Origin of the sequence: Streptomyces sp. NPDC002619 (genome assembly GCF_042889305.1) — a bacterium.
Taxonomy (GTDB): Bacteria; Actinomycetota; Actinomycetes; order Streptomycetales; family Streptomycetaceae; genus Streptomyces.
Genome location: NZ_JBIAQV010000036.1, coordinates 20,108 through 46,846, shown reverse-complemented (window position 1 = coordinate 46,846; position 26,739 = coordinate 20,108). Strand labels below are relative to the sequence as shown.

Below are 26,739 nucleotides of genomic sequence, written 5' to 3'. Positions count from 1 at the left end.
CGTACACAGAGCCGGGCCCCAGCTTACGCGGCTGGAGCCCGGGCCTCCTGGCGAGGTGCACCTGCGTGTGCTCAGCCGAGCAGCTGGCTCTGCAGGGTCACGGTCTGCTGGAAGGGGATGGCGGGGGTGGTGCCCTTGCGGGACTGGACGATCACGGCAAGGGTGTCGGCGGCGCGCAGGTAGGCCTGCCGGACCTGCGCGGCGCCGTACGGCTTCACCTCGGCGTACGCGTAGCGCTCGATGCCGTGCACGTCGGCGGTGGACGGGTATCCGTCGTCGAACTCCGTCACGTCGGCGCCACGCACGGGGTACACGGGTGAGTCGTACTGGGTGAGCTCGCCGTAGACGTCCTCGGCCACTACCGAGGTGTCGAACTGCAGCAGGTAGATGCCCGTGCGGGTGCCGTCAGCGGTGGTCCAGCCACGGGCGGCGATGTGCCTGAGTCCGTAGTCGGTGAGCAGCTGGCCGATCTTCTCGCGGTCCGCGTTCTTCGCGTACACGTCGAGGAAGTCCTGCTTGGCCAGCCAGCCGCCCGTGCCGCGCAGCGCCTTGTCCCGCGTCGCCCCCGTGGGCACGGGCAGGAGCAGGGCGCGCAGGTCCGCGTAGTGGGAGCCGGCCCAGTTCTTGGTGTCGAGCGGCCCCAGGCTGCCCGGGGGCAGCGGCGGCCGGGTGATCTCGGGGTACGTCCACCGCCCGTCCGACTCGGTCGCGAGTCCTGGCACGTCGGTACGGTCCATCCGGACGATCCCGTACGCCGTACCAGCTCCGCACACGGCGAAGACGGCAGCGACGGCGGTCCACCGAAGAACGGCCCGAAGCACACGACGGTCCCGGACGGGTGAGACGGGGAGTACGACGGGGGCCGACGCGTCCGCCGGGCCGGAGGACTGCTCGGCGGCGGCCGTCACCTCCGTGGCGTCCGCCGGCTCGGTGGGGTTCGGTGTCTGGCGTTCCTCGGTCATACGGCCTGTCCCGGGTCGTCGATGCGGTCCAGTTGAGCGGCGTAGAACTTCGCGATGTCGTTCCCGACGACCGGCCCGGGACCGACCGCGGTGGTCCTGACCAGGACGTCACCCACATAGGCGGTGCAGAACGCGTACCCCAGCTTCTGGTCGCCGCCCTTGGGTGTCAGGTAGCAACGCGCGTCCTTGTGCCCCTCGATCTTCGGGCCCTTGCGGAAGGCCTTCGTGGAGTCGAGGAACTTGATGGAGGACGTCGCGAGGTCACGTACGGCCGTACGGTTCTCCATCTTCTGCAAGGTGACCGCGAACGTGATCGCGTGCACGTGGTCCGGAGACTGGTCGACCGCGTAGCTCCGCATCGCGATGCCCTGGATGCGCTGCCTGTCGATCAGCTTCTCCAGTTCCCGGCGCGTCGAACCGGGCATCCCCTTGACCGACTCCTTGCTCAGGGCGGTGGCCTGCGCCCCGCTGAGCTCGGCGTCGGCGCCGAACTTCCCGAGGTCGGGCCCGCGTTCGTAGTCGTCGGTGCCGAAGGGCAGGAGCAGCGCGCTCAGTCCGGATGCGGCGCCCCGGTTCTTGGTGCCCTTGTCCTCGGCCACCGTCGGGAACTTCCACGTGGGCTTGCCGGGCGCGCGATCGGCGTCCTGGACGGTCATGACGGTGTAGCCGGCACCGCCGACGAACACGCCGGCCAGCAACAGGGCTCCCGCGACGAGCGCGACACGGCGCCCCCGGACACGCGGAAGGCCGCGAGCGGCCTCGTCGTCGGCCCCGGGCAGGGCCACCGTCTCGGGGGCTTCAGGGGTTTCAGGGGCCCCAGGGGTCTCAGGCGTCTCGGTCACAGCTTCCCCATCTGCCGCTCGGCCAGGTCCATGATCTTCGCCTTGGGGATCGGCTTGGAGTCGTAGACCCAGACCTCCATGTAGACGTCACCGCGCCAGGCGTGGGCCTCCGCCGTGTAGACCGGGAGGTAACCCGGTTCCCGGTCCGGCCGGTCGTGTACGAACACCGTTCCGTTCCCGTCCCCGGTGCCGGGGAGGGGCCAACGCCGGACGTCGCCCTCGTCCTCGGCCCAGTAGTCGCCGTTCGCCGCCCACTCGGACGCCGCCGGCTTGCTCTCCTGAAGGAACTGCACGAGGTAGATCTCGACGTCGTAGTCGTCACCCACCCGCCATGTCGTTGCGGCCGCACGCCGGAACTCGTCGCCCACGAGGTTGGTGAACGCGGTGCCCGGCCGCTCGTACTGGTCGGCGTACTCGGCGAGGTCCATCCAGCCGTCGTCGGCCACCGGGAGCGGACCCGCCTGGGCGCCCTTGGGCCGTGTGAGCAGCAGTTTGCGCAGGTCACCGTTCATCTTGACCCGGCGGTCCTGCGCAGCGGACAGCGGCTCGACCTCACCCTTGGCCTGCCGGAGTACAGGCTGCGAGAGTGGGGGCAGCGCGGTGGGCTCGCGGTCGGCCTGGACCAGGTAGCCGACGCAGGTGCCGGCGACCAGCCCGAGCACGGCGGCGGTGGCGAGCAGCAGGGCCGTACGTCCGCGTCGGTACGGGCGGGGCGCGGGCGGCTCTTCATTCACATCGGGTACATCAGGTGTATCGGGTACTTCCAAGACGTCCCCCCACAGAACGTGAAGCGCGGATTCCGTATCCGCGCTTCACAGCAGACCCATGGGAAACGCCCGTGGTTGTACGGGAGTTCGGTCACGACTTGATGTAGCCGACGAACGCCGCCCAGGCCGTCCCGGCGAAGACGAGGGGGGTGCGGGCGGTGTCCTTGCTGTCCCGGACGGGGACGACGGGGAGGTTGTGGGCGACCTCGACGCAGTTGCCGCCGTCCGTGTTGCTGTAACTGCTCTTACGCCACGTTCCCTTGTTCAGGTCGACGGCTCGCACGGGATTCCTCCAACATCCGCAGGACCAGCTGGCGCGACTCGGTTGGGGACAGCGCCGCGTCGCGTACCGCATCATAGGCGCGTTGCAGACGCTCAACCTTGCTGTATTCCTCGATGAGTTCGCCTCGTACGTCGTTCTCGCCATACGCGACCGTACGCCCGTCCAGGAGCCGCAGGAACATCGTGTCGGTGTTCACGAGGCCGTGCAGCCCCAGCCCGAACGGCAGCACCTGGAGCACGATGTTCGGACGCTCCGCCGCCTCCACCAGGAACTCCAGCTGCTCAATCCAATCTCCTGTGCAGGGCAGCGAGTTGCGCAACACCGCCTCGGAGAGGATGGCGCGGAACGGCGGTGCGCCTTCCCCCTCCAGGAGCTGGCGCCGACCGATACGCGCCTCGACTTGCTGTTCCAGGGTCTTGTCCTTGTTTCCGCCAGCCATGAGCGCTTCGCGCACGTACTCCTCCGTCTGAAGCAGACCCGGCACGGTGCTCACCGAGTACTGCCACAGGCTCACCGCCTCGGCCTCCAGCACCATGTACCGCCGGTACTGCTCCTTGAACTGCGTGGCGTCCCCGAGCGCCAGCTCCCACAGGGTCAGCAACAACCCCGGTGTCCCGTAGTACGTGTCCAGCGCCTGTACGACCTCCGGGCCGCCGAGGGTCTGGCCGCTCTCCATCTTTCCGAACTGGGACCAGTCCCAGCCCACGGCCGTCGCGAGCCCTCGCAGACTGAGACGCCGCTCAGCGCGCAGGAGCCGTAACTCCTCCTGAAAACGCTTCCTCGGCTCCTGACTGCGTCCCGTGATCACTCGCCTCGGCGGCATTGCACTTCCTCTCGGAAAGGCTGTGGAAGGTGTGGAAGTAACGCCGCATGCCGATGAAGTACGGCCTCTCAACGGCGTTTCGGCCCTGTTCAGCGGTCATGCTCATACCGCCTGAACACGCAGCGTAACTCCGCGCTCGCGTACCGCGCAGGCGTTCACGGAAGGGAACAGCGCTATGACGACGGAGCCGACACCGCTCACTCCCGGAACACTCGTCTACGACCCGGCCGCCCAAAAGGTCGGCGAGTACCAGGACCTGACCGGGACGCACGCGATGCTGCGTCCCGTCGGCGGCGGCCGGGAGTGGGAGGCCGACCCGGCGTCGCTGCGGCGGGCGACGCCGGACGAGCGGCTGAGCGCGGGACTGCGCGCGGCGCACACGCAGACGCGGACCGCCGCCGCCCTGACCGACCCCGCCGAGCTCGACCGCCCACCGCAGCCGGTCGACGGCTGTGCCGCGTGCGGCTGGCTCGCCGACCGCCGCGAGGAGGCGCGTGCGGTGTACGACCACAGCGCGGAGGCCGACGCGAACGTGCTGCTGCGCCACCACCAGCGGCGGGAGCACCACGCATGACCGGCCCGAAGCAGACGGTCCGCTGCACCTGCGACGACGACCCGTGGAGGTACACGGGGTTTCCGGGGTACGCACTGCCGCCGTTCGATCCGGAAGCGCTACGGGCGAGCAGGCCCGCGTCCACGCCCGAGCCCGTGCCTGCACCCCGCCGCAAGGTGACGGCGGACACCGTCTGGAACGCCGTGCTCGGCGCGATCAGCGTCGCCTGCCTGCTGGCGTGCCTACTAACCTTCCCCTTATGGCGAAGAAGCTCGTGATCAAGGTGACGGCCGGGGTCGATGCGCCCGAGCGCTGCTCACAGGCGTTCACCGTCGCGGCAGTGGCCGTGGCCAGTGGCGTCGACGTGTCGTTGTGGCTGACCGGTGAGTCCGCGTGGTTCGCGCTGCCGGGGCGGGCCGCAGAGTTCGAGCTGCCGCACGCGGCCCCGCTGCCGGATCTGCTGGACGCGATCCTGGCGGGCGGACAGGTGACCCTGTGCACGCAGTGCGCGGCCCGGCGGGACATCACGGAGAAGGACGTCATCGAGGGCGTACGGATCGCGGGCGCGCAGGTCTTCGTACAGGAGGCTCTCGGCGACGAGACGCAGGCGCTCGTCTACTGACCGGCCGCCGCTAGTGGGGGCGCTTCTTGCCGTCCAGCTCGTCCCACCACTCGTCCGACTGCGGGTCGCCCGAGGGATCGTCCCACCAGCGGTCCTCGGGTCCCCGGCGGTTGGCCATCATCGCGGCGACCGGCGGGATGAGCATCGCCACCACGCACATGCCCACGGCCGCGGGGACCGACCAGATACGCACGACCGCCCAAGCCAGGACGAAGAGGCCGATACAGATCCCCATCATGGCGAAATAGACGTGCCGTCGCCGGGCGTACATACCCCCAGAGTAGGTCCGGACGGCAGACCCGGACAGGCCGGAGGGCCGCACCCATGGTGTCCAACCGTGGGGTGCGGCCCTCCGGCCGTCACGGTGCCGCTCGGACCGCGATTCAGACCGCGATCGCGACCTCCGCGAGGCCGCCCTGCTGGGCGACGACCGTGCGGTCGGCAGTAGCGCCGGGGACGAGGGCGCGGAGCGTCCAGGTGCCCTCGGCCGCGTAGAAGCGGAACTGTCCGGTGGCGGAGGTCGGCACCTCCGCGGTGAACTCGCCGGTCGAGTCGAGCAGACGGACGTAGCCCGTCACCGGCTCGCCGTCGCGGGTCACCTGGCCCTGGATCGTGGTCTCACCGGGCTTGATCGTCGAGGCGTCCGGGCCGCCGGCCTTCGCTCCACACATGCTGTTTCTCCAGAGGTCTTGAAAGGTCGGTCGAGGGTGCTTACTTGGCGGCGCCGAGCTCGATCGGCACGCCGACGAGGGAGCCGTACTCGGTCCAGGAGCCGTCGTAGTTCTTGACGTTCTCCACGCCCAGCAGCTCGTGCAGGACGAACCAGGTCAGGGCCGAGCGCTCGCCGATGCGGCAGTAGGCGATGGTGTCCTTGGCCAGGTCGACGTTCTCCTCGGCGTAGAGCTCCTTGAGCTCGTCGTCCGACTTGAAGGTGCCGTCGTCGTTGGCGTTCTTCGACCAGGGGATGTTGCGCGCGGTCGGGATGTGGCCCGGACGCTGCGACTGCTCCTGCGGCAGGTGCGCCGGGGCGAGCAGCTTGCCGGAGAACTCGTCGGGCGAACGGACGTCGACCAGGTTGTACGAGCCGATCGCGGTGACGACGTCGTCACGGAAGGCGCGGATGGTCTTGTCCTGCGGCTTGGCCTTGTAGTCGGTGGCGGCCCGCTCCGGGACCTCCGTGCCGTCGACCAGCTCGCGGGCGTCCAGCTCCCACTTCTTGCGGCCGCCGTCGAGGAGCTTGACGTTGTCGTGGCCGTACAGCTTGAAGTACCAGTAGGCGTACGAGGCGAACCAGTTGTTGTTGCCGCCGTACAGGATCACCAGGCTGTCGTTGCCGATGCCCTTCGCCGACAGGAGCTTCTCGAAGCCCTCCTGGTCGATGAAGTCGCGGCGGACCGGGTCCTGGAGGTCCTTGGTCCAGTCGATACGGATGGCGTTCTTGATGTGGTTCTTCTCGTAGGCGGACGTGTCCTCGTCCACCTCGACGATGGCGATGCTGGGGTCGTCCAGGTGGTCCTGGACCCAGTCGGCGTCTACGAGGACGTCGCTGCGGCTCATGCTCTTTCTCCTCCGGGGCAGTTGCGGCGGGGCGTGCGAGTGCGAGGGGTGCGCGCCTGCGTCAGGTGGCGGCGCACGAATGCCCTGAGCAGGGCGGCTGGGATACGGAAGGCCCGAGTGGGGCTTCCGCTCAGAAGGTGCGACAGAGCATGGCGGCAACGCGGCACAGGTCTACTGCCCGCCGCTTCGTGAGATCCGCCTGTCGCTTCATGGCCTCGATCCTAGGGACGGACAGTGGGGCGTGTCACCGGCGTGCCGCATCCTGAGATGCGATCGTCCGCAATGTGAGAACAAATGAGCGCCCGGGCGGCCGTCACACGGCTCCCGGGCGCAGGTTTCGGTCATCACATCTGCGGTACGGACATGGCTGTCTCGTCTGTCGGACGTCCGCCGTCTCGTGACGGGGTTCGTCCTACCCGGCCAGCTTGACGTTCGAACCCTTCACCGTGATGTCGACGCCGTCCTTCGCCGCCTGCACCTTGTCCAGCTTGATCCCGCCGGGCAGTTCGTCGACGGCCTGCTGGAAGTCGGTGATCTCGCGGACGCGGTTCTCGGCGATCTCGACGCGGCCGAACTTGGGCAGGTTGTCGGCGTGCACCTTGACCTTGTTGTCCACGACGGTCACCGTGCTCAGGACGTAGACCGGCTCGGGCAGCTTGGCGCCGAGGACCGTCGCCTCGACCGCGACCTTGATCTTGCCGTTGCCGCCGTCGGAGATGCCGACGACACGAGCCGTGACGCCGGGCGCGACCTCGGCGGGCTCGGACTTGGCGGTCTTCAGCAGTTCGTCGTAGGCGATGGTCGCGGTGCCGGTGGCGGTCGACGCGGTGGCGGAGCTGTAGTCGCCGGTGAACTCGACGCCCTTCATGTCGGCCTTCAGGTCGTCGATACGGATCTTCTCGGCACCGTTGCCCGTGGCCGCCTCGTAGTTCTTGATGCCGACCTCGATGTCGTCCAGCGAGCCCCCGGCCACCTGGGTGAGGAAGGGGAAGCCCTTGATGGACACGTCCGGGGTGGCGGCCAGGTTCTCGGTCGTGCGCAGCTTGTCCGCCGCCTCCCCCTCCGCGAAGTGCACGGCGATACGGTCGACGAGCACGAACAGGCCGCCCAGGATCACGACGACGATCAGAAATATTCGCAGGGCGCGCATGTGGTGTTCCCCCACCTCGGGCGGTCGGCGGTCAGGCACGGTTTTCGACGAAGACGGTCAGCCGTCACGGTAACTCCGCGGCGCTCGTCCCTCCGGAGTTTGTCGATCACCTGTGACAGAGGGCGTGGACCGTTCGGCCCCTCGGCCCCGCCGTTCAGCCCAGCGCCCGTCCCAGCAGCCACACCGCAGGCGCCGCTGCCGACAGGGGCAGTGCGACGCCGGCCGTGAAGTGCACGAAGCGGGACGGGTAGTCGTAGGACGCGACGCGGTGGCCGATGAGGGCGCAGACGCCGGCGGCGGCGCCCAGGAGCGCGCCCTTGGCGCCGAGGTCCGTCATGCCGCCCGTCGCGATGCCCGCGCCCGCGGCCGCGAGGAGGGCGACGACCACGGAGGCCGGGGTGGGCAGCGGCAGGGCCCGCGCCAGGAGGGCCACGGCGACCGCCGCCGCGCCCACGGTGACCGCGTCGGGGTCGGCGCCCAGATAGCCGGTCGCGATGACCGCCAGGGCCGTCGAGGCGACGGTCGCCATCAGGCCGTGCATCCGGGTGTCCGGGTCGGCGTGCGAGCGCAGTTGCAGGACCAGGGCCAGCAGCACCCAGACGCCGAGCGGGCCGAGGATGGCCGCGGGCGCGTGTTCGCGCCCGGCCACCAGCACCGCCACGTCCGCGGTGAGCGCCCCCGCGAAGGCGAGCGCGATGCCCTGCCGGGCGGGCCACATGCCGTTGAGCCGGAACCAGCCCGCGGCGGTGACGGCCTGGAGGATCACCAGCGGCACAAGCAGGGCGTACGAGCCGATGGCCGCCGTACCCGAGAGCAGCAGCCCCAGCACGGCCGTGAGCGCCGCCGGCTGCATCCCCGGCTCGATGATCGGGGAGCGGCCCTCCAGACGGGCGCGCTGGGCGTCGGTGACGCGTGAGTTGCCGGCGATCGTGGCGGGACCGTACTCCGGCCCGGCTTCCTTGGTTCCTACGGCCTGTGCGGGTGCCTGCGGTGCCTGGGCGGGGGCGGGCGCGGGCTGGTCGTACTGCAGCGGCGGCAGGTACGTCGCGTCAGCGGCGGGCGGGAGCGGCGCCTGGGCCTGCGTCTCCCAGGTCTGGCCCTGCCATTGCTGGGTGTACTGCTGCTGTGGGTACTGCTGCTGGTCGTAGCCGGGCTGGGCATGTCCGGGCTGGGCATGTCCGGGCTGGGCGTATCCGGCCTGGTGGTAGCCACTCTGGTCGTAACCGGGCTGCCCCGGCCAGGGCTGCGCCTGCCCCTGCGGTATCTGCTGCTGGTACGGGTCGTACCCCTCGTACGTCCCGCCCTCATACGGCTGGTCGGTCATCGCTCACCCTCCTGCGAACGGCGGGAGCACCTCGACCGTGCCGCCCTCGGCCAGCCGTACGGTCTCATGGTCACGGGTCCCCACGGGGTCGCCGTCGACGAGGAACGAGCAGCGCAGCAGCACGCGCGTCAGTTCACCAGGGTGCCGCTCGCGCACCGCGGCCAGCGCCTCGGCGAGGTGTGCCGCGTCGTACGGCTCCTCGGCGATCCCGGCCGCGGCCTTCGCGGCGGCCCAGTAGCGCACCGTGACCTTTGCCATCTCGTCCCTCGAGTCCCTCGAGTCTCTCGGCGGAGCAGCCTTCGCACTCTCCGCACATCAACACCGTCAGGCTAGCCCGCCCTGGAGACCACCCAGTCCCCGATCCGCGCCAGCAGTTCGTCGGCCGCCGCGTTCTCGGCGTGTCCCATGCCGGGTTCCAGCCAGAGCTCGGCGTGGTCGCCTGCGGCCTTGGCCAGCATGCGGGGGTGGTCGAGGGGGAAGTAGCCGTCGCGGTCGCCGTGGACGATCAGGAGGGGGGTCGGCGCGATCCGGCCGGCCGCTTCCGTCGGCGACAGCGGGACCGGGTTCCAGTCGCGGTGGTGGATGCGGGTGCGCAGGCCCCAGCGGCCGACGAGCCGGCCCTCGGGGCGGGTGACCAGCCAGTGCACCCGGCGCATGGGGGCCGTGCCCCGGTAGTACCAGCGGGCCGGTGAGCTGACCGAGACGACCGCGTCGACGCCCCGGTGCAGTGCCGCGTGCCGCAGTACCACCGAGCCGCCCATGGAGAAGCCGACGGTGGCCACGCGCGTGTGCCCGAGTTCGCGGGCCCATGCGACGGCCGCGTCGAGGTCCAGGACCTCGCGGTCGCCGACCGTCGAGCGCCCGCCGGAGGCCCCGTGGCCCCGGAAGGAGAAGGTGACCACGGCTGCGTGCCGGGCGAGGGCGGCCGCGACGCGGCGCACGTGCGGCCGGTCGACGTCGCCGGTGAAGCCGTGCGCGACGACGAATGCCAGGTCACGGGAGGGTGGCGCGGAGGAGTCGTATACGACGGGACCCGGTTCGTATACGGAATTGATGGAAACCCCGTCGGCCGTGTGCAGAAACGTCCGCATAGGTGCGCGTCTGCTCGTCTCGCAGTTCGGACAAACCATGGAAGGTGCCACATGACCTGCCGGACCGTTGCTCATGTCGGCTATTCTGCTGTGCAGAGGACTCGGGCAGCGTGGCCCCCGGGTCCTTTTGTGCTTTCGGAAGCGTTGTATACGGCGCGGGAAACCGCAGGTGTACGGGGCCCCGGGATCGCAGAGCAGTACCGCAACGTCGCCACAAACGTCCTCGCAGGGACCGAGGAGGAACCAGACGTATGAGTTCTCTACTGCTCCTGACCAACGCTCTCCAGCCGTCGACAGAGGTGCTCCCCGCACTCGGCCTGCTGCTGCACAACGTGCGTGTGGCCCCCGCGGAAGGTCCGGCACTCGTGGACACCCCCGGCGCCGACGTCATCCTGATCGACGGGCGACGCGACCTCCCCCAGGTCCGCAGCCTGTGCCAGCTGCTGCGGTCCACAGGCCCTGGCTGCCCCCTCGTCCTGGTCGTCACCGAGGGCGGCCTCGCCGCCGTCACCGCCGACTGGGGCATCGACGACGTGCTCCTCGACACCGCCGGCCCGGCGGAGGTGGAGGCACGGCTGCGGCTCGCCATGGGCCGGCAGCAGATCGTCAACGACGACTCCCCCATGGAGATCCGCAACGGCGACCTGTCCGTCGACGAGGCGACCTACTCCGCCAAGCTCAAGGGCCGGGTCCTCGACCTCACCTTCAAGGAGTTCGAGCTCCTGAAGTACCTGGCGCAGCACCCGGGCCGCGTGTTCACGCGCGCACAACTGCTCCAGGAGGTCTGGGGGTACGACTACTTCGGTGGCACCCGGACCGTCGACGTGCACGTACGGCGCCTGCGGGCCAAACTCGGCCCGGAGCACGAGTCGCTGATCGGCACCGTCCGGAACGTCGGTTATCGATTCGTTACTCCCGAGAAGGGTGACCGCTCCAGCGACGAGGCCAGGGCCAAGGCAGACCGGGCAAAGGCGGAGGATGCGGACACCTCGGCCATGCCGGCCAGCGCGGACGTACCGGCCGAGGCGTAGCGGACGCTCGGGTGGGGCATTGCTTCCGCACAGAGAAGCTTCGATATGCCCTGCCCGGAGCGGGTCTCTCCGCGTAGACTCCGCGCGTGCCGAAGGTGACTCGCGATGACGTGGCTCGACTGGCAGGGACCTCCACTGCCGTCGTCAGCTATGTCATCAACAACGGACCCCGGCCGGTCGCCCCGGCCACGCGCGAGCGTGTACTCGCCGCGATCAAGGAACTGGGGTACCGGCCCGACCGGGTGGCCCAGGCCATGGCCTCGCGACGCACGGATCTCATAGGCCTGATCATCCCGGACGCCCGCCAGCCCTTCTTCGGGGAGATGGCGCACGCGGTCGAGCAGGCCGCCTCGGAGCGCGGAAAGATGGTCCTGGTCGGCAACACCGACTACGTCGGCGAGCGCGAGGTCCACTATCTGCGCGCCTTCCTGGGGATGCGCGTCTCGGGCCTGATCCTCGTCTCCCATGCGCTCAACGACCTGGCCGCCGCCGAGATCGAGGCGTGGGACGCCCGGGTGGTGCTGCTGCACGAGCGCCCCGAGGCCATCGACGACGTCGCCGTGGTCACGGACGACCTGGGCGGCGCCCAGCTCGCCGTACGGCATCTGCTGGAGCACGGCTACGACTACGTCGCCTGTATGGGCGGTACGGCCGAGACCCCCTCCGTCGGCGACCCGGTCTCCGACCACGTCGAGGGCTGGCGGCGCGCGATGGACGAGGCAGGGCTGACGACCGAGGGCCGGCTGTTCGAGGCGCCGTACAACCGCTACGACGCCTATCGCATCGCCCTGGAGATCCTCTCGGGGCCGAGGCGCCCGCCGGCGATCTTCTGCTCCACCGACGACCAGGCCCTCGGTGTCCTGCGGGCCGCGCGCGAGCTGCGCCTCGATGTGCCGGGGCAGCTGGCGGTGGCCGGCTTCGACGACATCAAGGAGGCGGCGCTGGCGGACCCGCCGCTGACCACGGTCGCCTCGGACCGTTCCGCGATGGCCCGCGAGGCGGTGGATCTCGTCCTGGACGACGGTCTGCGGGTGGCGGGATCGCGGCGCGAGCGGCTGAAGACGTTCCCGTCACGGCTGGTGCTCCGCGCGTCCTGCGGCTGCGAGTGAGGGTTCACCAGCACATACGCCCTGTTCACGGACGGTGTCTTAAAACTCACTGAGAGCCATTGCCGCAGCGCGAGGGGCTTCTTTATATCGGGCAAACGAGGTTCTGCCGGGCTTCTCAGGGAGCACTCAGGGACCTCTCATGATCACGGGAAAAGCTCTTTGGCATGACCGAGAGCTTCCGCCGCAGCGACGCTTACGACTCCCCCGAGCAGAACCTCGGGCAGCCCTACTCCCACCCCTCCTCCCCCGTCGACCCGCAGTGGCCGGCCCCGCCCGTCCACGCGTCGGCTCCCGCGCCGCAGCCGCACAAGAAGCGCGCCCGGCTTCCGATAGGCCTGCTTGCCGCGGTCGCTATCGTCGCCGCGGCGGTCGGCGGCGGCACGGCGTACGGCTTCCAGCAGCTGACCGGCAAGGACTCGGCTTCCGTCGCCGGGACCGCCACGAACGTGGTGCCCTCCAGCAAGAAGGGCGACGTCGCCGCGATCGCCTCCGCGCTCAGCCCGAGCGTGGTCGAGGTCAACGCGACCCTGTCCGACGGGTCGTCCACCGGCTCCGGCGTGATCATCACCAGCGACGGTGAGATCGTCACCAACAACCACGTCGTCTCCGGCGCCTCGTCGATCAAGGTGCGCACCAGCGACGGCAAGGCCCACTCGGCCGAGGTCGTCGGCACCGACAGCTCCAAGGACCTCGCGCTCATCAAGCTCAAGGGCGCCTCCGGCCTCCAGGCCGCCTCCCTCGGCGACTCCAGCGGGGTGCAGGTCGGCGACTCGGTGGTGGCGATCGGCTCCCCCGAGGGCCTGACCGGCACCGTGACCAGCGGCATCGTCTCCGCCTTGAACCGTGACGTGACCGTCTCGACGGACGAGAACCAGGGTCAGGGCCAGGGCGGCGGTGACGGACGGTGGCCGTTCTCCTTCGGCGGTCAGCAGTTCAACGGCGACACCGGCTCGTCCACGACGACGTACAAGGCGATCCAGACGGACGCCTCCCTGAACCCGGGCAACTCCGGCGGCGCGCTGATCGACGCCGCGGGCAATGTCATCGGCATCAACTCCGCGATGTACTCGGCCGCCTCCCAGTCCTCGTCCTCGGACGCGGGCAGCGTCGGCCTGGGCTTTGCGATCCCCGTCAACACCGTCAAGTCCGATCTGGCCAAGCTGCGGGCAGGCTCCACCAGCTGACAACCCCCCGCACCGGAAGTGAGGAGCACATCATGATCGAGCAGATTGCGCACCCGACGTCCACCACCGCACCGGCCGGTACCACCCTGGCCCTCGACGTGGCGTACGAGCTCAACGCCCCGCGCCCGGCGGCCCTGCCCATCGAGGTCGCCGCCCCCCAGCTGATGGGCCTGCGACTGTCGGCCGAGCGCTCCCACCTGCACAAGGTGCCCCTCCGCCGGCTCAACGCCGTACACGCCTGAGCCGCCCTTGGCACAGACACTCCAGCCCGCCCCGGGCACGGCCGCTCCGTACGTGCGTGCCCGGCAGTACCGAAACGTGCGACGCTGAAGACATTGGCGTCACCCACTACCCCACCCCCGAGGAACCGCGACCGATGAGCCCCGCCGAAGGCGACCGTGACCCCCAGCGCATCCTGATCGTCGACGACGAGCCTGCCGTACGCGAAGCGCTCCAGCGCAGCCTCGCCTTCGAGGGGTACGACACCGAGGTCGCGGTCGACGGGGCGGACGCGCTGGAGAAAGCCACCGCCTACCAGCCCGACCTCGTCGTCCTGGACATCCAGATGCCGCGCATGGACGGCCTCACGGCAGCGCGCCGCATCCGGGGCGCCGGCGAGAGGACACCGATCCTGATGCTGACGGCACGCGACACGGTCGGCGACCGGGTCACCGGGCTCGACGCCGGCGCCGACGACTACCTGGTCAAGCCGTTCGAGCTGGACGAGCTGTTCGCCCGGATCCGGGCACTGCTGCGGCGCAGCTCCTACGCCGGGGGCGTGGCCGGCGCGGCGGAGCAGGACGAGGCCCTGACCTTCGGCGACCTGCGCATGGACCTCGCGACACGCGAGGTCACCCGGGGCAGCCGGCAGGTCGAGCTGACCCGGACGGAGTTCACCCTGCTCGAGATGTTCATGGCCCATCCGCGCCAGGTGCTCACCCGTGAGCAGATCCTGAAGGCGGTGTGGGGCTTCGACTTCGAGCCGTCGTCGAACTCCCTCGACGTGTACGTCATGTACCTGCGCCGCAAGACGGAGGCGGACGGCGAGCCCCGGCTCGTGCACACGGTCCGGGGTGTGGGCTACGTCCTGCGGCAGGGTGGGGTGGAGTGACCCGCATCTCGCGCCGCTTCCGCTCCCTGCCGATCCGCTCCCGGCTGTCCCTGCTGGTGGCGGCGGCGGTGGCGTTCGCCGTGGCGGCGGTCTCGATGACGTGCTGGTTCATCGTGCGGAACCAGCTGTACGAGCAGGTGGACAACCGGCTGGCGGGCATGAATGGCACCATCGCCCCGGAGGATGTGACGGCGTATCTCGCGACCTGCTCACATACGGCCACCAGCTCCGACTCCACCAACATGCGGTACGTCTACCTGCAGTTGGTGACGGCGGACGGCAAGTTCTGTGTCCTGCCGGGGTTGTCCGCGGGTGCGGTGAGGACCACGGCCACGGACAAGGCCGTCGCCGCGAACCCGGACCCGCGCATCAGCACCTTCCACAACAGCACAGACACCGAGGGCAATGACGTCCGGGTGAAAACCGTCGCCATCCCGCTCGGGCTGGGGCCCAACCGTCGCATGGCGTACCCGGACGTGGCGCTCATGCAAGCGGTGTCCCTCGAGGACACCGAGAAGACGCTCAACGACCTGGCCATCGTGCTTCTCCTCGTCTCCGGCATCGGAGTCCTCGGCGCCTCGGCCGCCGGCCTCGCCGTCGCGCGGGCCGGTCTGCGCCCCGTCGACAAGCTCACCGAGGCGGTCGAGCACGTGGCGCGCACGGAGGACCTGAGCATCCGCATCCCCGTGGACGAGGACAGCGACGACGAGGTCGCACGGCTGTCGCACTCGTTCAACTCGATGACGTCGGCCCTGGCCAGCTCGCGGGACCTGCAGCAGCAGCTCATCGCCGACGCCGGACACGAGCTGCGCACCCCGCTCACGTCCCTGCGCACGAACATAGAGCTCCTCACGCGCAGCGAGGAGACGGGCCGCCCGCTCCCCCCGGCGGACCGCATGGCGCTGCTCGCGTCGGTGAAGGCGCAGATGACCGAGCTGGCCGCGCTGATCGGCGACCTCCAGGAGCTGTCCCGCTCGGAGGGCCAGCGGGGCGAGCGCGTCCAGGTGGTCGCCCTGCGGGACACGGTGGAGGCGGCCCTCGACCGCGCCCGGCTGCGCGGCCCGGAGCTGACGATCAAGGCGGACCTGGCGCCGTGGTACGTCCAGGCGGAGCCCTCCGCCCTGGAGCGGGCGATCGTCAACATCCTCGACAACGCGGTGAAGTTCAGCCCCGAGGGCGGCACGGTCGAGGTGGTCCTGGACCGGGGCGTCCTCACGGTCCGCGACCACGGCCCCGGCATCCTCGCGGACGAGCTCCCGCACGTCTTCGACCGCTTCTGGCGCTCCCCGAGCGCGCGGGCCCTGCCCGGCTCGGGCCTCGGCCTGTCGATCGTGGCCCGTACGGTCCAGCAGGCGGGCGGCACGGTGTCACTGGCGCCCGCGGAGGGGGGCGGCACGGTGGCGACGGTACGGCTGCCGGGGGCGCCCACGCCTCCGCCGGACCGGATCTGAGGGAACGGCAACGCAAGGGCCCGGCGCGTACGGGGTGTACGCGCCGGGCCCGAGTGCTGATGTGCGGGTGTTACTTCACGATCGTGATCCGGTTCGTGGCCGGCGGCGCGATCGGGTTCGAGGCCGACGAGTTGGCCGTCATGTACTCCGCCAGGGCCGACAAGTCGTCCGTGCCGACGAGGTCGTTGGTGCCCAGGCCCAGCGTGGTGAAGTGGTCACCGCCGCCCGCGAGGAAGCTGTTCGTCGCGACGCGATAGGTGGCAGCCGGGTCGATGACCGCACCATTGAGCCGGATCGAGTCGGTGACGACGCGGTCCGCGCCCGTCTTCGTGAGGTCCAGCGTGTAGGTGAGGTTCGCCGACGGCTGGAGGATCTGCGGAACCGCCGCGTTCGCGCCGCTCACCTGCTCCTTCAGCGTCTGGATCACCTGCTCGCCCGTGAAGTCCTGGAGGTTGACCGTGTTGGCGAACGGCTGGACCGCGAAGCCCTCGGCGTAGGTCACCACGCCGTTGCCCTCGGCGCCCTTGGCCGCGTAGGTGAGGCCGGCCCGCACACCGCCCGGGTTCATCAGGGCCAGGTCGGTCTCCGGGTCCAGCTTCTTGCCGTACGCGAACTGGGCGTCGGCGATCAGGTCGCCCATCGGGGACTCGGTGCCGGAGCTGTTGACGTCGGCCGAGATGTAGCCGATGGCACGGTTGCCGATGGGGGCGGCCAGGGTGTTCCACTTGGCGATCAGCTGGGTCATGTCGGGCGCCTTGGCGACGTCCCGGGTGACCACGTGGTTCGCGGAATTGACGGCCGTACGGGCGATGTCGCCGGTGTAGCGGTCGTACGTCAGCGTCGTGTCCGTGTACAGCCGGCCGAACGACGAGGCCGAGGTGACCATGCGGGGCCGGCCGGCCGGGTCGTTGATCGTGCAGACGTAGGCGTTGTGCGTGTGGCCGGTGACCAGCGCGTCGACCGCTGGAGTCACGTTCTTCGCGATGTCGACGATCGGGCCGGAGACACCGCTGCCCGCGCCCGCGGAGTCGCAGTCGTAGTTGTAGGCCGAGGACGCCGGGAAACCGCCCTCGTGGATCAGCGCGACGATCGACTTCACGCCCTGCTTCTGCAGCTCCTTGGCGTACTTGTTGATCGTCTCGACCTCGTCCTTGAAGACCAGGCCCTTGACGCCGTCCGCGGAGACGATGCCGGGCGTTCCCTCCAGGGTGACGCCGATGAAGCCGATCTTGACGTCCTGCTTCTTCCACACCCAGTAGGGCTTGAGGATCGGCTTCTTCGTCTTCTCGTCGAGGACGTTCGCCGCGAGGTACGGGAAGTTCGCGCCCTGGAAGGTCTCGTCGCCGTAGCAGCCGTCCGTCGGGTGGCAGCCACCGTTCTGCAGGCGGGCCAGTTCGCGCGCGCCCTCGTCGAACTCGTGGTTGCCGACCGAGGTGACGTCGAGCTTCAGGCCGTTGAGCGCCTCGATCGTCGGCTCGTCGTGGAACAGGCCGGAGATCAGCGGGGAGGCGCCGACCATGTCACCGCCGGCCGCGGTGATGGAGTACGGGTGGCCCTGGCGGGCCTGGCGCAGATGGGTGGCGAGGTACTCGACGCCGCCCGCGTCGACGGTCTTCGTGGTGCCGTCCGGCTGGAGCTCGGTGACCCGGCCGGAGGAGCCCGTCGGCGGTTCGAGGTTGCCGTGCAGGTCGTTGAAGGACAGGAGTTGGACGTCCTGGTAGCGGCTCGGGTGCCCGTGGCCGCCCTGGTCGGAGTGCGCCTGCGCGGGAAGCGCGGCGGCCAGTGCGGCGGCGGTGGCCAGGGCCGCGGTGGTCGCGAGAACGGCGTAGGTACGACGTCTCGTGCGCCGGAGCGGATGGGACGTGGCCGGCATGGAACCCCCCTGTGGGTCTGCTGGATCTGGTAGTCCGTCGCGGCGCAGCATAGGGTCAACGCGCGTAGCGTGTCAGGGGGTTCATGGTTACATCCTGATTTCCCTTTGCCCATCCCTTTACCTACCCGGTTGTCACCCCATCGCCCCGGCCGCCCTTTACCCTCGTACGCATGACCAGCGACGACACCGTACGGCCCTTCCCGTCCCGCTCCATCGAGACCTCCTCCGCGCTCACCCCGGACCAGGCGGAGGCCGTGCTCGCGCTGCTCGCGGAGGCCGCCCACATCGACGGACAGCAGCCGGTTTCCGAGCAGGGGCGGCTCCAACTAGGCGGCGGGGCACGGCAGGGCGTCTCCCATCTGCTGCTGACGGTCGGCGACGAACTCGTGGGCTACGCCCAGCTGGAGGACACCGACCCGGTGGAGGCGCCGACCGCCGAGCTGGTCGTACACCCCTCGTACCGCGGGCACGGGCACGGGCGGGCGCTCGGCTCGGCGCTGCTCGCGGCGTCGGGCAAGCGGCTGCGGGTGTGGGCGCACGGCGGGCACTCCGCCGCCCGGCACCTAGCCCAGGTCCTCGGGCTCACCCTGTTCCGTGAACTGCGCCAGATGCGGCGGCCGTTGACCGGCCTGGAGCTGCCCGAGCCGAAGCTGCCGGACGGGGTGAGGGTGCGTGCCTTCGTACCGGGGCAGGACGACGCGGCCTGGCTCGCGGTGAACGCCGCCGCCTTCGCCCACCACCCTGAGCAGGGCTCCCTGACCCAGCGCGACCTCGACGACCGCAAGGCGCAGCCCTGGTTCGACCCGGCCGGATTCTTCCTCGCCGAGCGGGAGGGCCGGCTGATCGGCTTCCACTGGACGAAGGTGCACGCGGAGGAGCAGCTCGGCGAGGTGTACGTCCTCGGCGTCGCGCCCGGCGCCCAGGGCGGCGGACTCGGCAAGGCGCTCACGACGATCGGCCTGAGGCACCTGGCCGCACAGGGTATGCCGACGGCGATGCTCTATGTGGACGCCGACAACACAGCGGCGGTCACGGTGTACGAGCGGCTGGGCTTCACGACGTACGAGACGGACCTGATGTACCGCACGGAGACGTGACACGGGAGACAGAGGGGGCGGCCGCTTGACGTCGCCCCCTTCTTGCACCACCTCTCCGCAATCCGCAGGCCCCGGCCCTCGTCGCCGCCCCGGCTCGGACCGAGGAGGCCGCCGCGTGACCGCCCTCACCGCCCCCGCGACCGCCCCGCGCACCTCCGGCGGGCCGCGCCTGACCGTCTGGCTGCTGCGCTTGCACCGCCCGGCGCTGTACACCCGGGTGCTCTTCGTGCTCCTCGCCGCCGCCCTGCTGCTGGCGCTGCGCGGCCCGCCGGCCGACGCGGCGGCGGATGGCTGGCGGTACTTCGACGCCTGCCAGGACTACTCGACGTGCCGGTACGACCAGAACGCGATCCTGCGCTACAAGGACGGCTACGACTACGCCACCGTCGCCCTGAGCGCGCTCCCCTTGGCCGTGGCCGCCTGGGCGGGCGCCGCCCTTGTCGGCAGGGAGCTGGAGTCCGGCACCGCCACCCTCACCTGGTCCCAGGCCGTCTCACCGGCCCGCTGGCTGAGCCTGCGCCTCGCGGTCCCGGCGCTCGCGGTCACCGCCGGGTCGGGTCTGCCGGTCCTGCTGCACCATCTCGCCTGGTCGGCGGGGCGCGGCCGGATCTTCACGGCCAAGCCCTGGTACGACACCTGGACCTTCCACGCCAACGGCCCCACCACCGTCGCGCTGGCCCTGGCCGGACTTGCCGCGGGCGTCTTCGCGGGCCTGCTGTGGCGCCGGGCGCTGCCCGCACTGGTCCTCGCCCTGCTGTTCACCGCCGCCCTCAGGGCCCTCGTGGAGAAGGTCATGCCGCATCTGTGGCCGGCCGTCACCACCGTCGGCAGCCTCGGCCAGGGCGCCCCGGGCTGGGGCGTCTACGTCGACGAGGGACTGGTGACCTCCACCGGCGCCCATGTCCCCCGCCCGCCGTGCTACTCCTCCGCCGAGTGCGGCGCCGCGTACGCGAGGCTCGACGTCGTCGGCAACTACCACACATTCCACCCGTACTCCCACTACTGGCCGCTCACTGCCCGACAGCGCCTGGCAGCCGCGCCAAGGACGCAACGCCGACGGCTTCTACGCCGTCTACCACCCCGAGTCCCATTTCTGGCCACTCCACCTCGTGGAGACCGGCATCGTCCTCGCCGTGACCGCGTCCGCGACCACGGCCACGGCCACGGCCACGGCCGCCTACACGGTGCTGCGCCGCCGCACCGCCTGAGTCCGGGACAAAGCGGTGATCCCGTACGTCCCTGCCACGGGGGGAGGAACGTACGGGATCATCATTTTTCAGCGGTCCGCCGACCGGCGTGGTCGTCCGGGGGCCGTTCCGCGCTATCCCGTACGTCATGTCTCCGTAACCAACGATTCAGACGACCTTGCGACGCTCGGCGAATGAAGCCCGCTGTGCCAGAACCTTCGCCGCCGCCCAAGCAGCGGCAAGCGGTGAACGGGGCCGTGTCGCTCCCGCCTGCGCGTTCCGACGCGCCCGTTTCACCTTTCGCGCGGAACAATGGCCTTATGAGCCAGTCAGACACCCACACCGAGGTACAGCACCCGCAGCCCTCCGTCGGCTCCCTCGCCGCCCACCGCCCGCACACCGTGGCGGCGGTGGTCTCCGACCTGGAACCCGACATCGACGCGGATCTCGACGCGTACGAGGAGTCGCAGGCCGACGAGGCCCAGTTGCCGCAGGGCCGCTTCCTCGACCGGGAGCGCAGCTGGCTCGCGTTCAATGAGCGGGTCCTCGAGCTGGCCGAGGACCCGAACACGCCCCTCCTGGAGCGGGCGAACTTCCTGGCGATCTTCGCCAGCAACCTGGACGAGTTCTTCATGGTCCGGGTGGCCGGACTGAAGCGCCGCATCGCGACGGGTGTCGCCACCCGCTCCGCCTCCGGCCTCCAGCCCCGTGAGGTGCTGGAGATGATCTGGGCCCGCTCCCGCGAACTCATGGCCCGGCACGCCGCCTGCTACCACGAGGACATCGCCCCCGCGCTCGCGGAGGAGGGCATCCACCTGGTCCGCTGGAGCGAGCTGACCGACAAGGAGCAGGCGCGCCTCTTCACGCTGTTCCGGCACCAGATCTTCCCGGTCCTCACGCCCCTGGCGGTCGACCCGGCGCACCCCTTCCCGTACATCTCCGGCCTGTCCCTGAACCTGGCCGTCGTCGTACGCAACCCGGTCAGCGGCCACAAGCACTTCGCCCGGGTAAAGGTGCCGCCGCTGCTGTCCCGCTTCCTGGAGGCCGCGCCCGGCCGGTACGTCCCGCTGGAGGACGTCATCGCCGCGCACCTCGAGGAGCTGTTCCCTGGCATGGAGGTCGTGGAACACCACGCCTTCCGCCTGACCAGGAACGAGGACCTGGAGGTCGAGGAGGACGACGCCGAGAACCTGCTCCAGGCCCTGGAGAAGGAACTCATGCGGCGCCGCTTCGGCCCGCCCGTGCGCCTGGAGGTCGAGGAGTCCATCGACCGCGAGGTGCTCGACCTGCTGGTGCGCGAGCTGAAGATCTCCGAGGCCGAGGTGTACCCGCTGCCGGGCCCCCTGGACCTCACCGGTCTCTTCCGCATCGCAGGCATCGACCGCCCCGAGCTCAAGTACCCGAAGTTCATCGCGGGCACCCACCGCGACCTCGCCGAGGTCGAGTCGGCGTCCGCGCCCGACATCTTCGCGGCCCTGCGCGCCCGGGACGTCCTGCTGCACCACCCGTACGACTCCTTCTCGACGTCCGTGCAGGCCTTCATCGAGCAGGCGGCCGGCGACCCGGACGTCCTCGCGATCAAGCAGACCCTGTACCGCACCTCCGGCGACTCCCCGATCGTCGACGCGCTCATCGACGCCGCCGAGTCCGGCAAGCAGGTCCTCGTCCTGGTCGAGATCAAGGCCCGCTTCGACGAGCACGCCAACATCAAGTGGGCGCGCAAGCTGGAGGAGGCCGGCTGCCACGTCGTGTACGGCCTCGTCGGTCTCAAGACCCACTGCAAGCTGTCCCTGGTGGTGCGTCAGGAGGGCGAGACGCTACGGCGTTACAGCCACGTCGGCACTGGCAACTACCACCCGAAGACGGCCCGCCTCTACGAGGACCTGGGCCTGCTCACCGCCGACCCGCAGGTCGGCGCGGACCTCTCCGACCTGTTCAACCGTCTCTCCGGCTACTCCCGCCGGGAGACGTACCGCCGCCTGCTGGTCGCCCCCAAGTCCCTCCGGGGCGGCCTGATCTCGCGGATCAACAAGGAGGTCCAGCACCACCGTGCGGGCCGCCCCGCCTTCATCCGCATCAAGGTCAACTCGATGGTGGACGAGGCGGTCGTCGACTCCCTCTACCGCGCCTCCCAGGCGGGTGTGCCGGTGGACGTCTGGGTGCGCGGCATCTGCGCGCTCAGGCCGGGTGTCACCGGGCTCTCGGAGAACATCCGGGTCCGCTCCATCCTCGGCCGCTTCCTGGAGCACTCCCGGGTGTTCGCCTTCGGCAACGGCGGCGACCCCGAGGTGTGGATAGGCAGCGCCGACATGATGCACCGCAACCTCGACCGCCGTATCGAGGCCCTGGTCCGGGTCATCGACCCGGCCCACCTGGCGGCCCTCAACCGGCTGCTCGAGACTGGCATGTCCGACACCACCTCCTCCTGGCACCTGGGTCCGGACGGCGAGTGGACCCGGCACGCGACCGACGCCGACGGACAGCCTCTGCGCAACATCCAGGAGATGCTCATAGACGCCCGGAGGCGCCGGCGTGGCACAGCAACACCTTGAACCGACGGACCCCACGGCGCGGGCGGTGACCGGGGAGGCCCTGGAGGGCTACCTGCGCGCCCAGGCCACGGAGTTCCTCCGCGCGCTGCGTCTGCACCGGGAGACCGGCACGACGAACGGTGCGGAGGAGTCCGTCGACGCGGCGCGAGCCCTGCGCCGATCGGCCCGCCGCATCAGCGGCAGCCTGCACACCTTCCGGCCGCTCCTCGACGCCGACTGGTCGGAGTCGATGCGCCCCGAACTGGCCTGGCTGTCAGGGACGTTGGGGCTCGAGCACGCCTGCGAGGCCAGACTGGAGCGACTGCTGCTCGCGCTGCACCGGCTGTCGGGATCCAGCATGTTCCCGGCCCAGTCGCTGGCGTCCGGCACCGCCGGCTCCGGACCCCCGGTCCCGGCCCCCCCGGAACGCGGCAACCTCACCGTGGGCGCGGCCAAGGCGGGCGCCCTCCTCGAACGCCAGCTCACCCTCGCCCGGACCCGGGCCCACTCCACGGCCCTGCAGGCCCTCGGCTCCTCGCGCTTCCACGCCGTCGCCGACAAGATCGCCGTCCTCGCCAGCGAGGTCCCGCTCACCCCGGCCGCCCGCACCACCGACCTGCGTGCCTTGGCCACCGCGGCCGAGGACCGTCTCCTGGCCGCCGTCGGCGCACTGCCCCTTGTCACCGCCGGGCACCCCTACAACGCGGAGGCCCTGGTCCATGGCCTGTCCCCGGACCCTGCCCCGCATCCCCAGGACGGCCCCTGGCACCAGGTCCGGCTCCTGCTGCGGCTGCACCGCTACGCCCGCGAGGTGCTGTACGGCGACGGCGTCCCCGTCGACGTACGTCTGCTCACGGCCGGGCAGGCCCTGAACCGGCACCGGGACGCCTCCGAGGCGGCCGCCGCTGCCGCGCAGGCGGCCCGCACCCCGCGCATCGCCCCGGCGACGGCGTACGCCCTCGGTGTGCTCCACGCCGACCAGCGGCACGAGGTGGAGGCGGCGCGGTTCGCGTTCCAGCAGGCCTGGCAGCAGCAGAAGGTCCATGCGCCTTGACCCTTCCGAGGAGGCTGTGTCACCGGTGACGCAAACGAACGACACCACCGTCCTGGCCGCGGGCTGCGTCCTGTGGCGCCGCTCCCCCGTCCGCAGCGAGCTGGAGGTCTGTATCGTCCACCGGCCGAAGTACGACGACTGGTCCCACCCCAAGGGCAAGCTGAAGCACGGCGAGGAAGCGCTGTCCGGCGCGCTGCGGGAGGTGGCCGAGGAGACCGGCTACGTCGCGGACCCCGGCGCCGAGCTGCCGACCCTGCACTATCTCGCGGGGGGCCGCCCCAAGCAGGTGCGTTACTGGGCAGCCCAGGCCGTGTCGGGCCACTTCGACCCGAACCACGAGGTGGACCGCATCCTGTGGCTTTCGACCTCCGAGGCCCGCGGCCGACTGACCCAGCCCCGCGACCGGGACCTCGTCGACGCCCTGGTGCGGAGGGTCGAGCAGCCGTAGCACACCGGCGCCCGCTCAGAAGCTCGCCAGGTGTGCCTCCGCGTCCGTGCGGGCCTGGCTTCTGGCGCGGCGGGCCGGTCCGCGCCAGCCGCAGATACAGCGTGCCAGGCAGAAACGGCCCTGCTCATCAGTAGTTGTGCGGTGTCCCTGTCCCTCGTGAGCCCGTACGGGCCCGTCCTGCTGCGCCACTGCGACAACGTTACCCAGCCTGCCGGTAAAGGGGTCGTATGGCCCCTCCCCGCCCACGGCGACGCGTGACGGCACCTCCTACCCGTCGTTAAGCGAAACGACAGGGGGCCCGTGACGGACGTACCGGCTGGGGGTAGGCAGGCGATGGATCGGCGGCAGTACAGGCGAGCGGGTGGGACGATCGTCGCGGTGGGACTCGTGGTGTGTGTGGGCACATGTGCCACAGGCTGCGGCAGCGGTGCCGCCGCGGAGGACGCGCGCGGCGCGGCCGATCCGGTCATCGCACTGCACCGCGCCGCCGACATGCTGCGGGACGCGGGCAGTTCCAAGGCCGGCACGTCGATGGAGATGGCCACCGGCGGCACCCGGGTCACCATCCGCGGCAAGGGTGTGTACGACTACCGGCGACAGCTCGGCCGGCTCACGGTCGTGCTCCCGCAGGACCCCGCCGGGACCACCGAACACCGCCCGATCACCGAACTCCTCGCGCCGGGCGCCCTGTTCATGAAGAACCGGGGCGCCGGAGTGCCCGCCGACAAATGGGTACGGGTCGAGACCGCGACGCTCTCCGACGGCAACCTGGTGACGGGCGGCGCGACCGACCCGTACGCCGCGGCCGAACTGCTGCGCGGCACGCGCACGGCGTCGTACGTGGGGCGGACCGAGGTCGCCGGCACCGAGGTGCTGCACTACCGGGGCACCGCCGATCTCGCCGCCGCGGCCGAGGAAGCCTCGGCAGGCAACAGGGCGGCACTTCAGGCGGCAGCGAAAGGGTTCGCCACGACCGACGTCCCGTTCGACGCCTACCTCGACGACCAGGGCCGGATCCGCAAACTGTGCCAGCGGTTCAGCTTCGTCAACGGACAGCGGCAGGCCACCGTGGACGTCGCCTCGACGACGCTGCTGTACGACTTCGGCGCGCCCGTGGACGTACGGCTGCCGCGCTCGAACGACATCTATGCGGGACGGATCGCCGAAAATCAGCCAGAGAACTAGCCGGTAACCATCCCGCGAACTAGCCCGTCCGTGCCATGCGCGGTGTGTAGACCACTGCCTACTCTAGGAAGTCGATGACGGCAGAGAAGAGGTGATGCACGTGGCTCCGGGCGGCGGTACGGCAGTTCAGGACCACGTGGCCCTCGCCGAGATCGAGCTGTGCGGAGACCTCATCATCGCGGCCTCGGCCGCGCGCGAAGACCGACTCAGCCTTGAGAGCATCGACGAGGTGCTGAAAGTGGCCGAAGAGCGCGCCCGGGAGACCCGGGACGTCTAGGGCCTGGCGTGGAGGCGCGGCCCGTCCGCCGCGCCTCGGCCCGGATCCTCAGGTCCGCAGCAGTCGACCGATCGCCTTCGTCGCCTCTTCGACCTTGGCGTCGATCTCGTTGCCGCCCTTGAGTGCGGCGTCCGCGACGCAGTGCCGCAGGTGCTCCTCCAGCAGCTGCAGGGCGAAGGACTGCAGGGCCTTCGTGGAGGCGGACACCTGGGTGAGTATGTCGATGCAGTAGACGTCCTCGTCGACCATCCGCTGCAGCCCGCGGATCTGGCCCTCGATGCGCCGCAGCCGCTTGAGGTGCTCGTCCTTCTGCTTGTGATACCCGTGGATCCCGCGGTCGTGGTCGGTCACCACGACGCCGGTGTCCTCGGAGGGCGCCGGTGCGCCGGCCTCGGTGGTCGTCATCGCGTCCTCCAGGTCCTGACGTATACCCCTACTGGGTATATCGTAACGAACTTTGCTGGGTATAGGGCCCTTGGTACGCCCCCGTGCTGATCACGGTGTCCCATGGGTGACACTGGGGGGACGGCCCATTAGCCGTGGCCGGATGATGCGCTTAGCATCACCCTGACCGAAACCAATGCTTACCGAGGACCCCACGTGCGCTTTCGTCTGACCCCCAGGGAGACGAGCTTCTATGACATGTTCGCCGCATCCGCGGACAACATCGTCACGGGCTCGAAACTCCTGATGGAACTGCTCGGGGCGGACGCATCCGCCCGGGCCGAGATCGCGGAGCGTATGCGGGCAGCCGAACACGCGGGTGACGACGCCACGCACGCGATCTTCCACCAGCTGAACTCCTCGTTCATCACGCCCTTCGACCGCGAGGACATCTACTCCCTCGCATCGTCCCTCGACGACATCATGGACTTCATGGAGGAAGCCGTCGACCTGGTCGTCCTCTACAACGTCGAGGAACTGCCGAAGGGCGTCGAGCAGCAGATCGAGGTACTGGCGCGGGCAGCCGAACTCACGGCCGAGGCGATGCCGAACCTGCGGACGATGGACAACCTCACCGAGTACTGGATCGAGGTCAACCGGCTCGAGAACCAGGCGGACCAGATCCACCGCAAGCTGCTGGCCCACCTCTTCAACGGCAAGTACGACGCGATCGAGGTGCTGAAGCTCAAGCAGATCGTGGACGTGCTGGAAGAGGCGGCGGACGCGTTCGAGCACGTGGCGAACACGGTGGAGACCATCGCCGTCAAGGAGTCCTGAGCCGTC

The 26,739-nt window shown here is 70.2% G+C and carries 30 protein-coding genes and 1 pseudogene; 16 read left to right on the top strand and 15 right to left on the bottom strand.

Annotated features, from left to right (window positions below):
* Positions 1-71 precede the first annotated feature (71 nt).
* From ACFYXB_RS35530 to ACFYXB_RS35510, 5 genes and pseudogenes are all read right to left on the bottom strand, one after another.
* On the bottom strand, positions 72-962 hold the full coding sequence (locus ACFYXB_RS35530; protein ID WP_389589164.1) for a hypothetical protein: 891 nt from the start codon (positions 960-962) through the stop codon (positions 72-74).
* Complete coding sequence (locus ACFYXB_RS35525; protein WP_389589163.1) at positions 959-1,804, bottom strand: hypothetical protein; 846 nt, start codon at positions 1,802-1,804, stop codon at positions 959-961. The genes ACFYXB_RS35530 and ACFYXB_RS35525 overlap by 4 nt, the downstream gene beginning before the upstream one ends.
* On the bottom strand, positions 1,801-2,538 hold the full coding sequence (locus tag ACFYXB_RS35520) for a hypothetical protein (RefSeq protein ID WP_389589162.1): 738 nt from the start codon (positions 2,536-2,538) through the stop codon (positions 1,801-1,803). Before ACFYXB_RS35520 ends, ACFYXB_RS35525 begins: the two co-directional genes overlap by 4 nt.
* Before the next feature lie 124 nt (positions 2,539-2,662).
* Positions 2,663-2,854 carry a DUF397 domain-containing protein gene (locus ACFYXB_RS35515; RefSeq protein WP_389589161.1) on the bottom strand — a complete coding sequence of 64 codons (192 nt, stop codon included), beginning with the start codon at positions 2,852-2,854 and terminating at the stop codon, positions 2,663-2,665.
* Positions 2,836-3,677: pseudogene (locus tag ACFYXB_RS35510) on the bottom strand (DUF5753 domain-containing protein). Before ACFYXB_RS35510 ends, ACFYXB_RS35515 begins: the two are co-directional and overlap by 19 nt.
* 175 nt (positions 3,678-3,852) lie before the next feature.
* Between ACFYXB_RS35510 and ACFYXB_RS35505 the strand changes: the two are divergent.
* The 3 genes from ACFYXB_RS35505 to ACFYXB_RS35495 are packed head-to-tail and all read left to right on the top strand — an operon-like array spanning position 3,853 to position 4,852.
* Complete coding sequence (locus tag ACFYXB_RS35505) at positions 3,853-4,251, top strand: hypothetical protein (protein ID WP_389589160.1); 399 nt, start codon at positions 3,853-3,855, stop codon at positions 4,249-4,251.
* Positions 4,248-4,508, top strand: coding sequence for a hypothetical protein (locus ACFYXB_RS35500; protein ID WP_389589159.1), 261 nt, complete (start codon positions 4,248-4,250; stop codon positions 4,506-4,508). Before ACFYXB_RS35505 ends, ACFYXB_RS35500 begins: the two co-directional genes overlap by 4 nt.
* Positions 4,490-4,852, top strand: a complete 363-nt coding sequence (locus ACFYXB_RS35495; RefSeq protein ID WP_389589158.1) for a DsrE family protein — start codon at positions 4,490-4,492, stop codon at positions 4,850-4,852. Before ACFYXB_RS35500 ends, ACFYXB_RS35495 begins: the two co-directional genes overlap by 19 nt.
* A 10-nt stretch (positions 4,853-4,862) precedes the next feature.
* Here the strand turns inward: ACFYXB_RS35495 and ACFYXB_RS35490 are convergent, their stop codons facing one another.
* From ACFYXB_RS35490 to ACFYXB_RS35455, 8 genes are all read right to left on the bottom strand, one after another.
* Complete coding sequence (locus ACFYXB_RS35490; protein WP_351350356.1) at positions 4,863-5,123, bottom strand: DUF3099 domain-containing protein; 261 nt, start codon at positions 5,121-5,123, stop codon at positions 4,863-4,865.
* Between the two features lie 112 nt (positions 5,124-5,235).
* Positions 5,236-5,523 carry a DUF1416 domain-containing protein gene (locus tag ACFYXB_RS35485; RefSeq protein ID WP_020940877.1) on the bottom strand — a complete coding sequence of 96 codons (288 nt, stop codon included), beginning with the start codon at positions 5,521-5,523 and terminating at the stop codon, positions 5,236-5,238.
* Between the two features lie 40 nt (positions 5,524-5,563).
* Positions 5,564-6,409 carry a sulfurtransferase gene (locus tag ACFYXB_RS35480; protein WP_351350358.1) on the bottom strand — a complete coding sequence of 282 codons (846 nt, stop codon included), beginning with the start codon at positions 6,407-6,409 and terminating at the stop codon, positions 5,564-5,566.
* 130 nt (positions 6,410-6,539) lie between these two features.
* Positions 6,540-6,620 carry a putative leader peptide gene (locus ACFYXB_RS35475; RefSeq protein ID WP_350310325.1) on the bottom strand — a complete coding sequence of 27 codons (81 nt, stop codon included), beginning with the start codon at positions 6,618-6,620 and terminating at the stop codon, positions 6,540-6,542.
* Positions 6,621-6,821: 201 nt separating this feature from the next.
* Positions 6,822-7,559 carry a DUF2993 domain-containing protein gene (locus ACFYXB_RS35470; protein WP_389589157.1) on the bottom strand — a complete coding sequence of 246 codons (738 nt, stop codon included), beginning with the start codon at positions 7,557-7,559 and terminating at the stop codon, positions 6,822-6,824.
* Between the two features lie 154 nt (positions 7,560-7,713).
* On the bottom strand, positions 7,714-8,883 hold the full coding sequence (locus ACFYXB_RS35465; RefSeq protein WP_389589156.1) for a hypothetical protein: 1,170 nt from the start codon (positions 8,881-8,883) through the stop codon (positions 7,714-7,716).
* A 3-nt stretch (positions 8,884-8,886) separates the two neighbouring features.
* Positions 8,887-9,141 carry a MoaD/ThiS family protein gene (locus ACFYXB_RS35460; RefSeq protein WP_351350364.1) on the bottom strand — a complete coding sequence of 85 codons (255 nt, stop codon included), beginning with the start codon at positions 9,139-9,141 and terminating at the stop codon, positions 8,887-8,889.
* 71 nt (positions 9,142-9,212) lie between these two features.
* On the bottom strand, positions 9,213-10,049 hold the full coding sequence (locus ACFYXB_RS35455; protein ID WP_389589155.1) for an alpha/beta hydrolase: 837 nt from the start codon (positions 10,047-10,049) through the stop codon (positions 9,213-9,215).
* 176 nt (positions 10,050-10,225) lie between these two features.
* Between ACFYXB_RS35455 and ACFYXB_RS35450 the strand changes: the two genes are divergently transcribed.
* The 6 genes from ACFYXB_RS35450 to ACFYXB_RS35425 all read left to right on the top strand — a co-directional run bounded on the left by ACFYXB_RS35450 (position 10,226) and on the right by ACFYXB_RS35425 (position 15,860).
* Positions 10,226-11,005 (top strand): winged-helix domain-containing protein, encoded by a 780-nt coding sequence (locus ACFYXB_RS35450; protein WP_389589154.1) that lies wholly within the window; start codon positions 10,226-10,228, stop codon positions 11,003-11,005.
* Positions 11,006-11,091: 86 nt separating this feature from the next.
* Positions 11,092-12,114 (top strand): LacI family DNA-binding transcriptional regulator, encoded by a 1,023-nt coding sequence (locus ACFYXB_RS35445; protein WP_389589153.1) that lies wholly within the window; start codon positions 11,092-11,094, stop codon positions 12,112-12,114.
* A gap of 164 nt (positions 12,115-12,278) precedes the next feature.
* Complete coding sequence (locus tag ACFYXB_RS35440; RefSeq protein WP_389589152.1) at positions 12,279-13,298, top strand: S1C family serine protease; 1,020 nt, start codon at positions 12,279-12,281, stop codon at positions 13,296-13,298.
* 32 nt (positions 13,299-13,330) lie between these two features.
* Positions 13,331-13,540, top strand: coding sequence for a hypothetical protein (locus ACFYXB_RS35435; protein ID WP_351350374.1), 210 nt, complete (start codon positions 13,331-13,333; stop codon positions 13,538-13,540).
* 134 nt (positions 13,541-13,674) lie between these two features.
* On the top strand, positions 13,675-14,409 hold the full coding sequence (locus tag ACFYXB_RS35430; RefSeq protein WP_389589151.1) for a response regulator transcription factor: 735 nt from the start codon (positions 13,675-13,677) through the stop codon (positions 14,407-14,409).
* Positions 14,406-15,860 carry an ATP-binding protein gene (locus ACFYXB_RS35425; RefSeq protein WP_389589150.1) on the top strand — a complete coding sequence of 485 codons (1,455 nt, stop codon included), beginning with the start codon at positions 14,406-14,408 and terminating at the stop codon, positions 15,858-15,860. The genes ACFYXB_RS35430 and ACFYXB_RS35425 overlap by 4 nt, the downstream gene beginning before the upstream one ends.
* 70 nt (positions 15,861-15,930) lie before the next feature.
* Here the strand turns inward: ACFYXB_RS35425 and ACFYXB_RS35420 are convergent, their stop codons facing one another.
* On the bottom strand, positions 15,931-17,733 hold the full coding sequence (locus ACFYXB_RS35420) for a bifunctional metallophosphatase/5'-nucleotidase (RefSeq protein WP_389589149.1): 1,803 nt from the start codon (positions 17,731-17,733) through the stop codon (positions 15,931-15,933).
* A gap of 170 nt (positions 17,734-17,903) precedes the next feature.
* On the opposite strand from ACFYXB_RS35420, the gene mshD reads away from it, so the two are divergent.
* From mshD to ACFYXB_RS35390, 6 genes are all read left to right on the top strand, one after another.
* Positions 17,904-18,830, top strand: a complete 927-nt coding sequence (gene mshD / locus ACFYXB_RS35415; RefSeq protein ID WP_389589148.1) for a mycothiol synthase — start codon at positions 17,904-17,906, stop codon at positions 18,828-18,830.
* 1,381 nt (positions 18,831-20,211) lie between these two features.
* Positions 20,212-22,569, top strand: a complete 2,358-nt coding sequence (locus ACFYXB_RS35410) for an RNA degradosome polyphosphate kinase (RefSeq protein WP_389589191.1) — start codon at positions 20,212-20,214, stop codon at positions 22,567-22,569.
* Entirely contained in the window at positions 22,550-23,602 is a 1,053-nt protein-coding gene (locus ACFYXB_RS35405; RefSeq protein ID WP_389589147.1) for a CHAD domain-containing protein, read from the top strand. The genes ACFYXB_RS35410 and ACFYXB_RS35405 overlap by 20 nt, the downstream gene beginning before the upstream one ends.
* A gap of 25 nt (positions 23,603-23,627) precedes the next feature.
* Positions 23,628-24,050: an NUDIX hydrolase gene (locus ACFYXB_RS35400; protein WP_351350396.1), complete on the top strand. Its 423-nt coding sequence runs from the start codon at positions 23,628-23,630 to the stop codon at positions 24,048-24,050.
* Positions 24,051-24,383: 333 nt separating this feature from the next.
* Positions 24,384-25,235, top strand: a complete 852-nt coding sequence (locus ACFYXB_RS35395; RefSeq protein WP_389589146.1) for a hypothetical protein — start codon at positions 24,384-24,386, stop codon at positions 25,233-25,235.
* A 94-nt stretch (positions 25,236-25,329) separates the two neighbouring features.
* The gene (locus tag ACFYXB_RS35390; protein ID WP_388502825.1) at positions 25,330-25,512 is read left to right on the top strand and encodes a hypothetical protein; all 183 of its coding nucleotides are present in this window, start codon (positions 25,330-25,332) and stop codon (positions 25,510-25,512) included.
* 48 nt (positions 25,513-25,560) lie between these two features.
* Here the strand turns inward: ACFYXB_RS35390 and ACFYXB_RS35385 are convergent, their stop codons facing one another.
* Complete coding sequence (locus ACFYXB_RS35385) at positions 25,561-25,917, bottom strand: metal-sensitive transcriptional regulator (RefSeq protein ID WP_351350402.1); 357 nt, start codon at positions 25,915-25,917, stop codon at positions 25,561-25,563.
* 195 nt (positions 25,918-26,112) lie between these two features.
* Here ACFYXB_RS35385 and ACFYXB_RS35380 point away from each other — a divergent pair, with 195 nt between their 5' ends.
* Positions 26,113-26,733: a DUF47 domain-containing protein gene (locus ACFYXB_RS35380; protein ID WP_009326469.1), complete on the top strand. Its 621-nt coding sequence runs from the start codon at positions 26,113-26,115 to the stop codon at positions 26,731-26,733.
* Positions 26,734-26,739 lie beyond the last annotated feature (6 nt).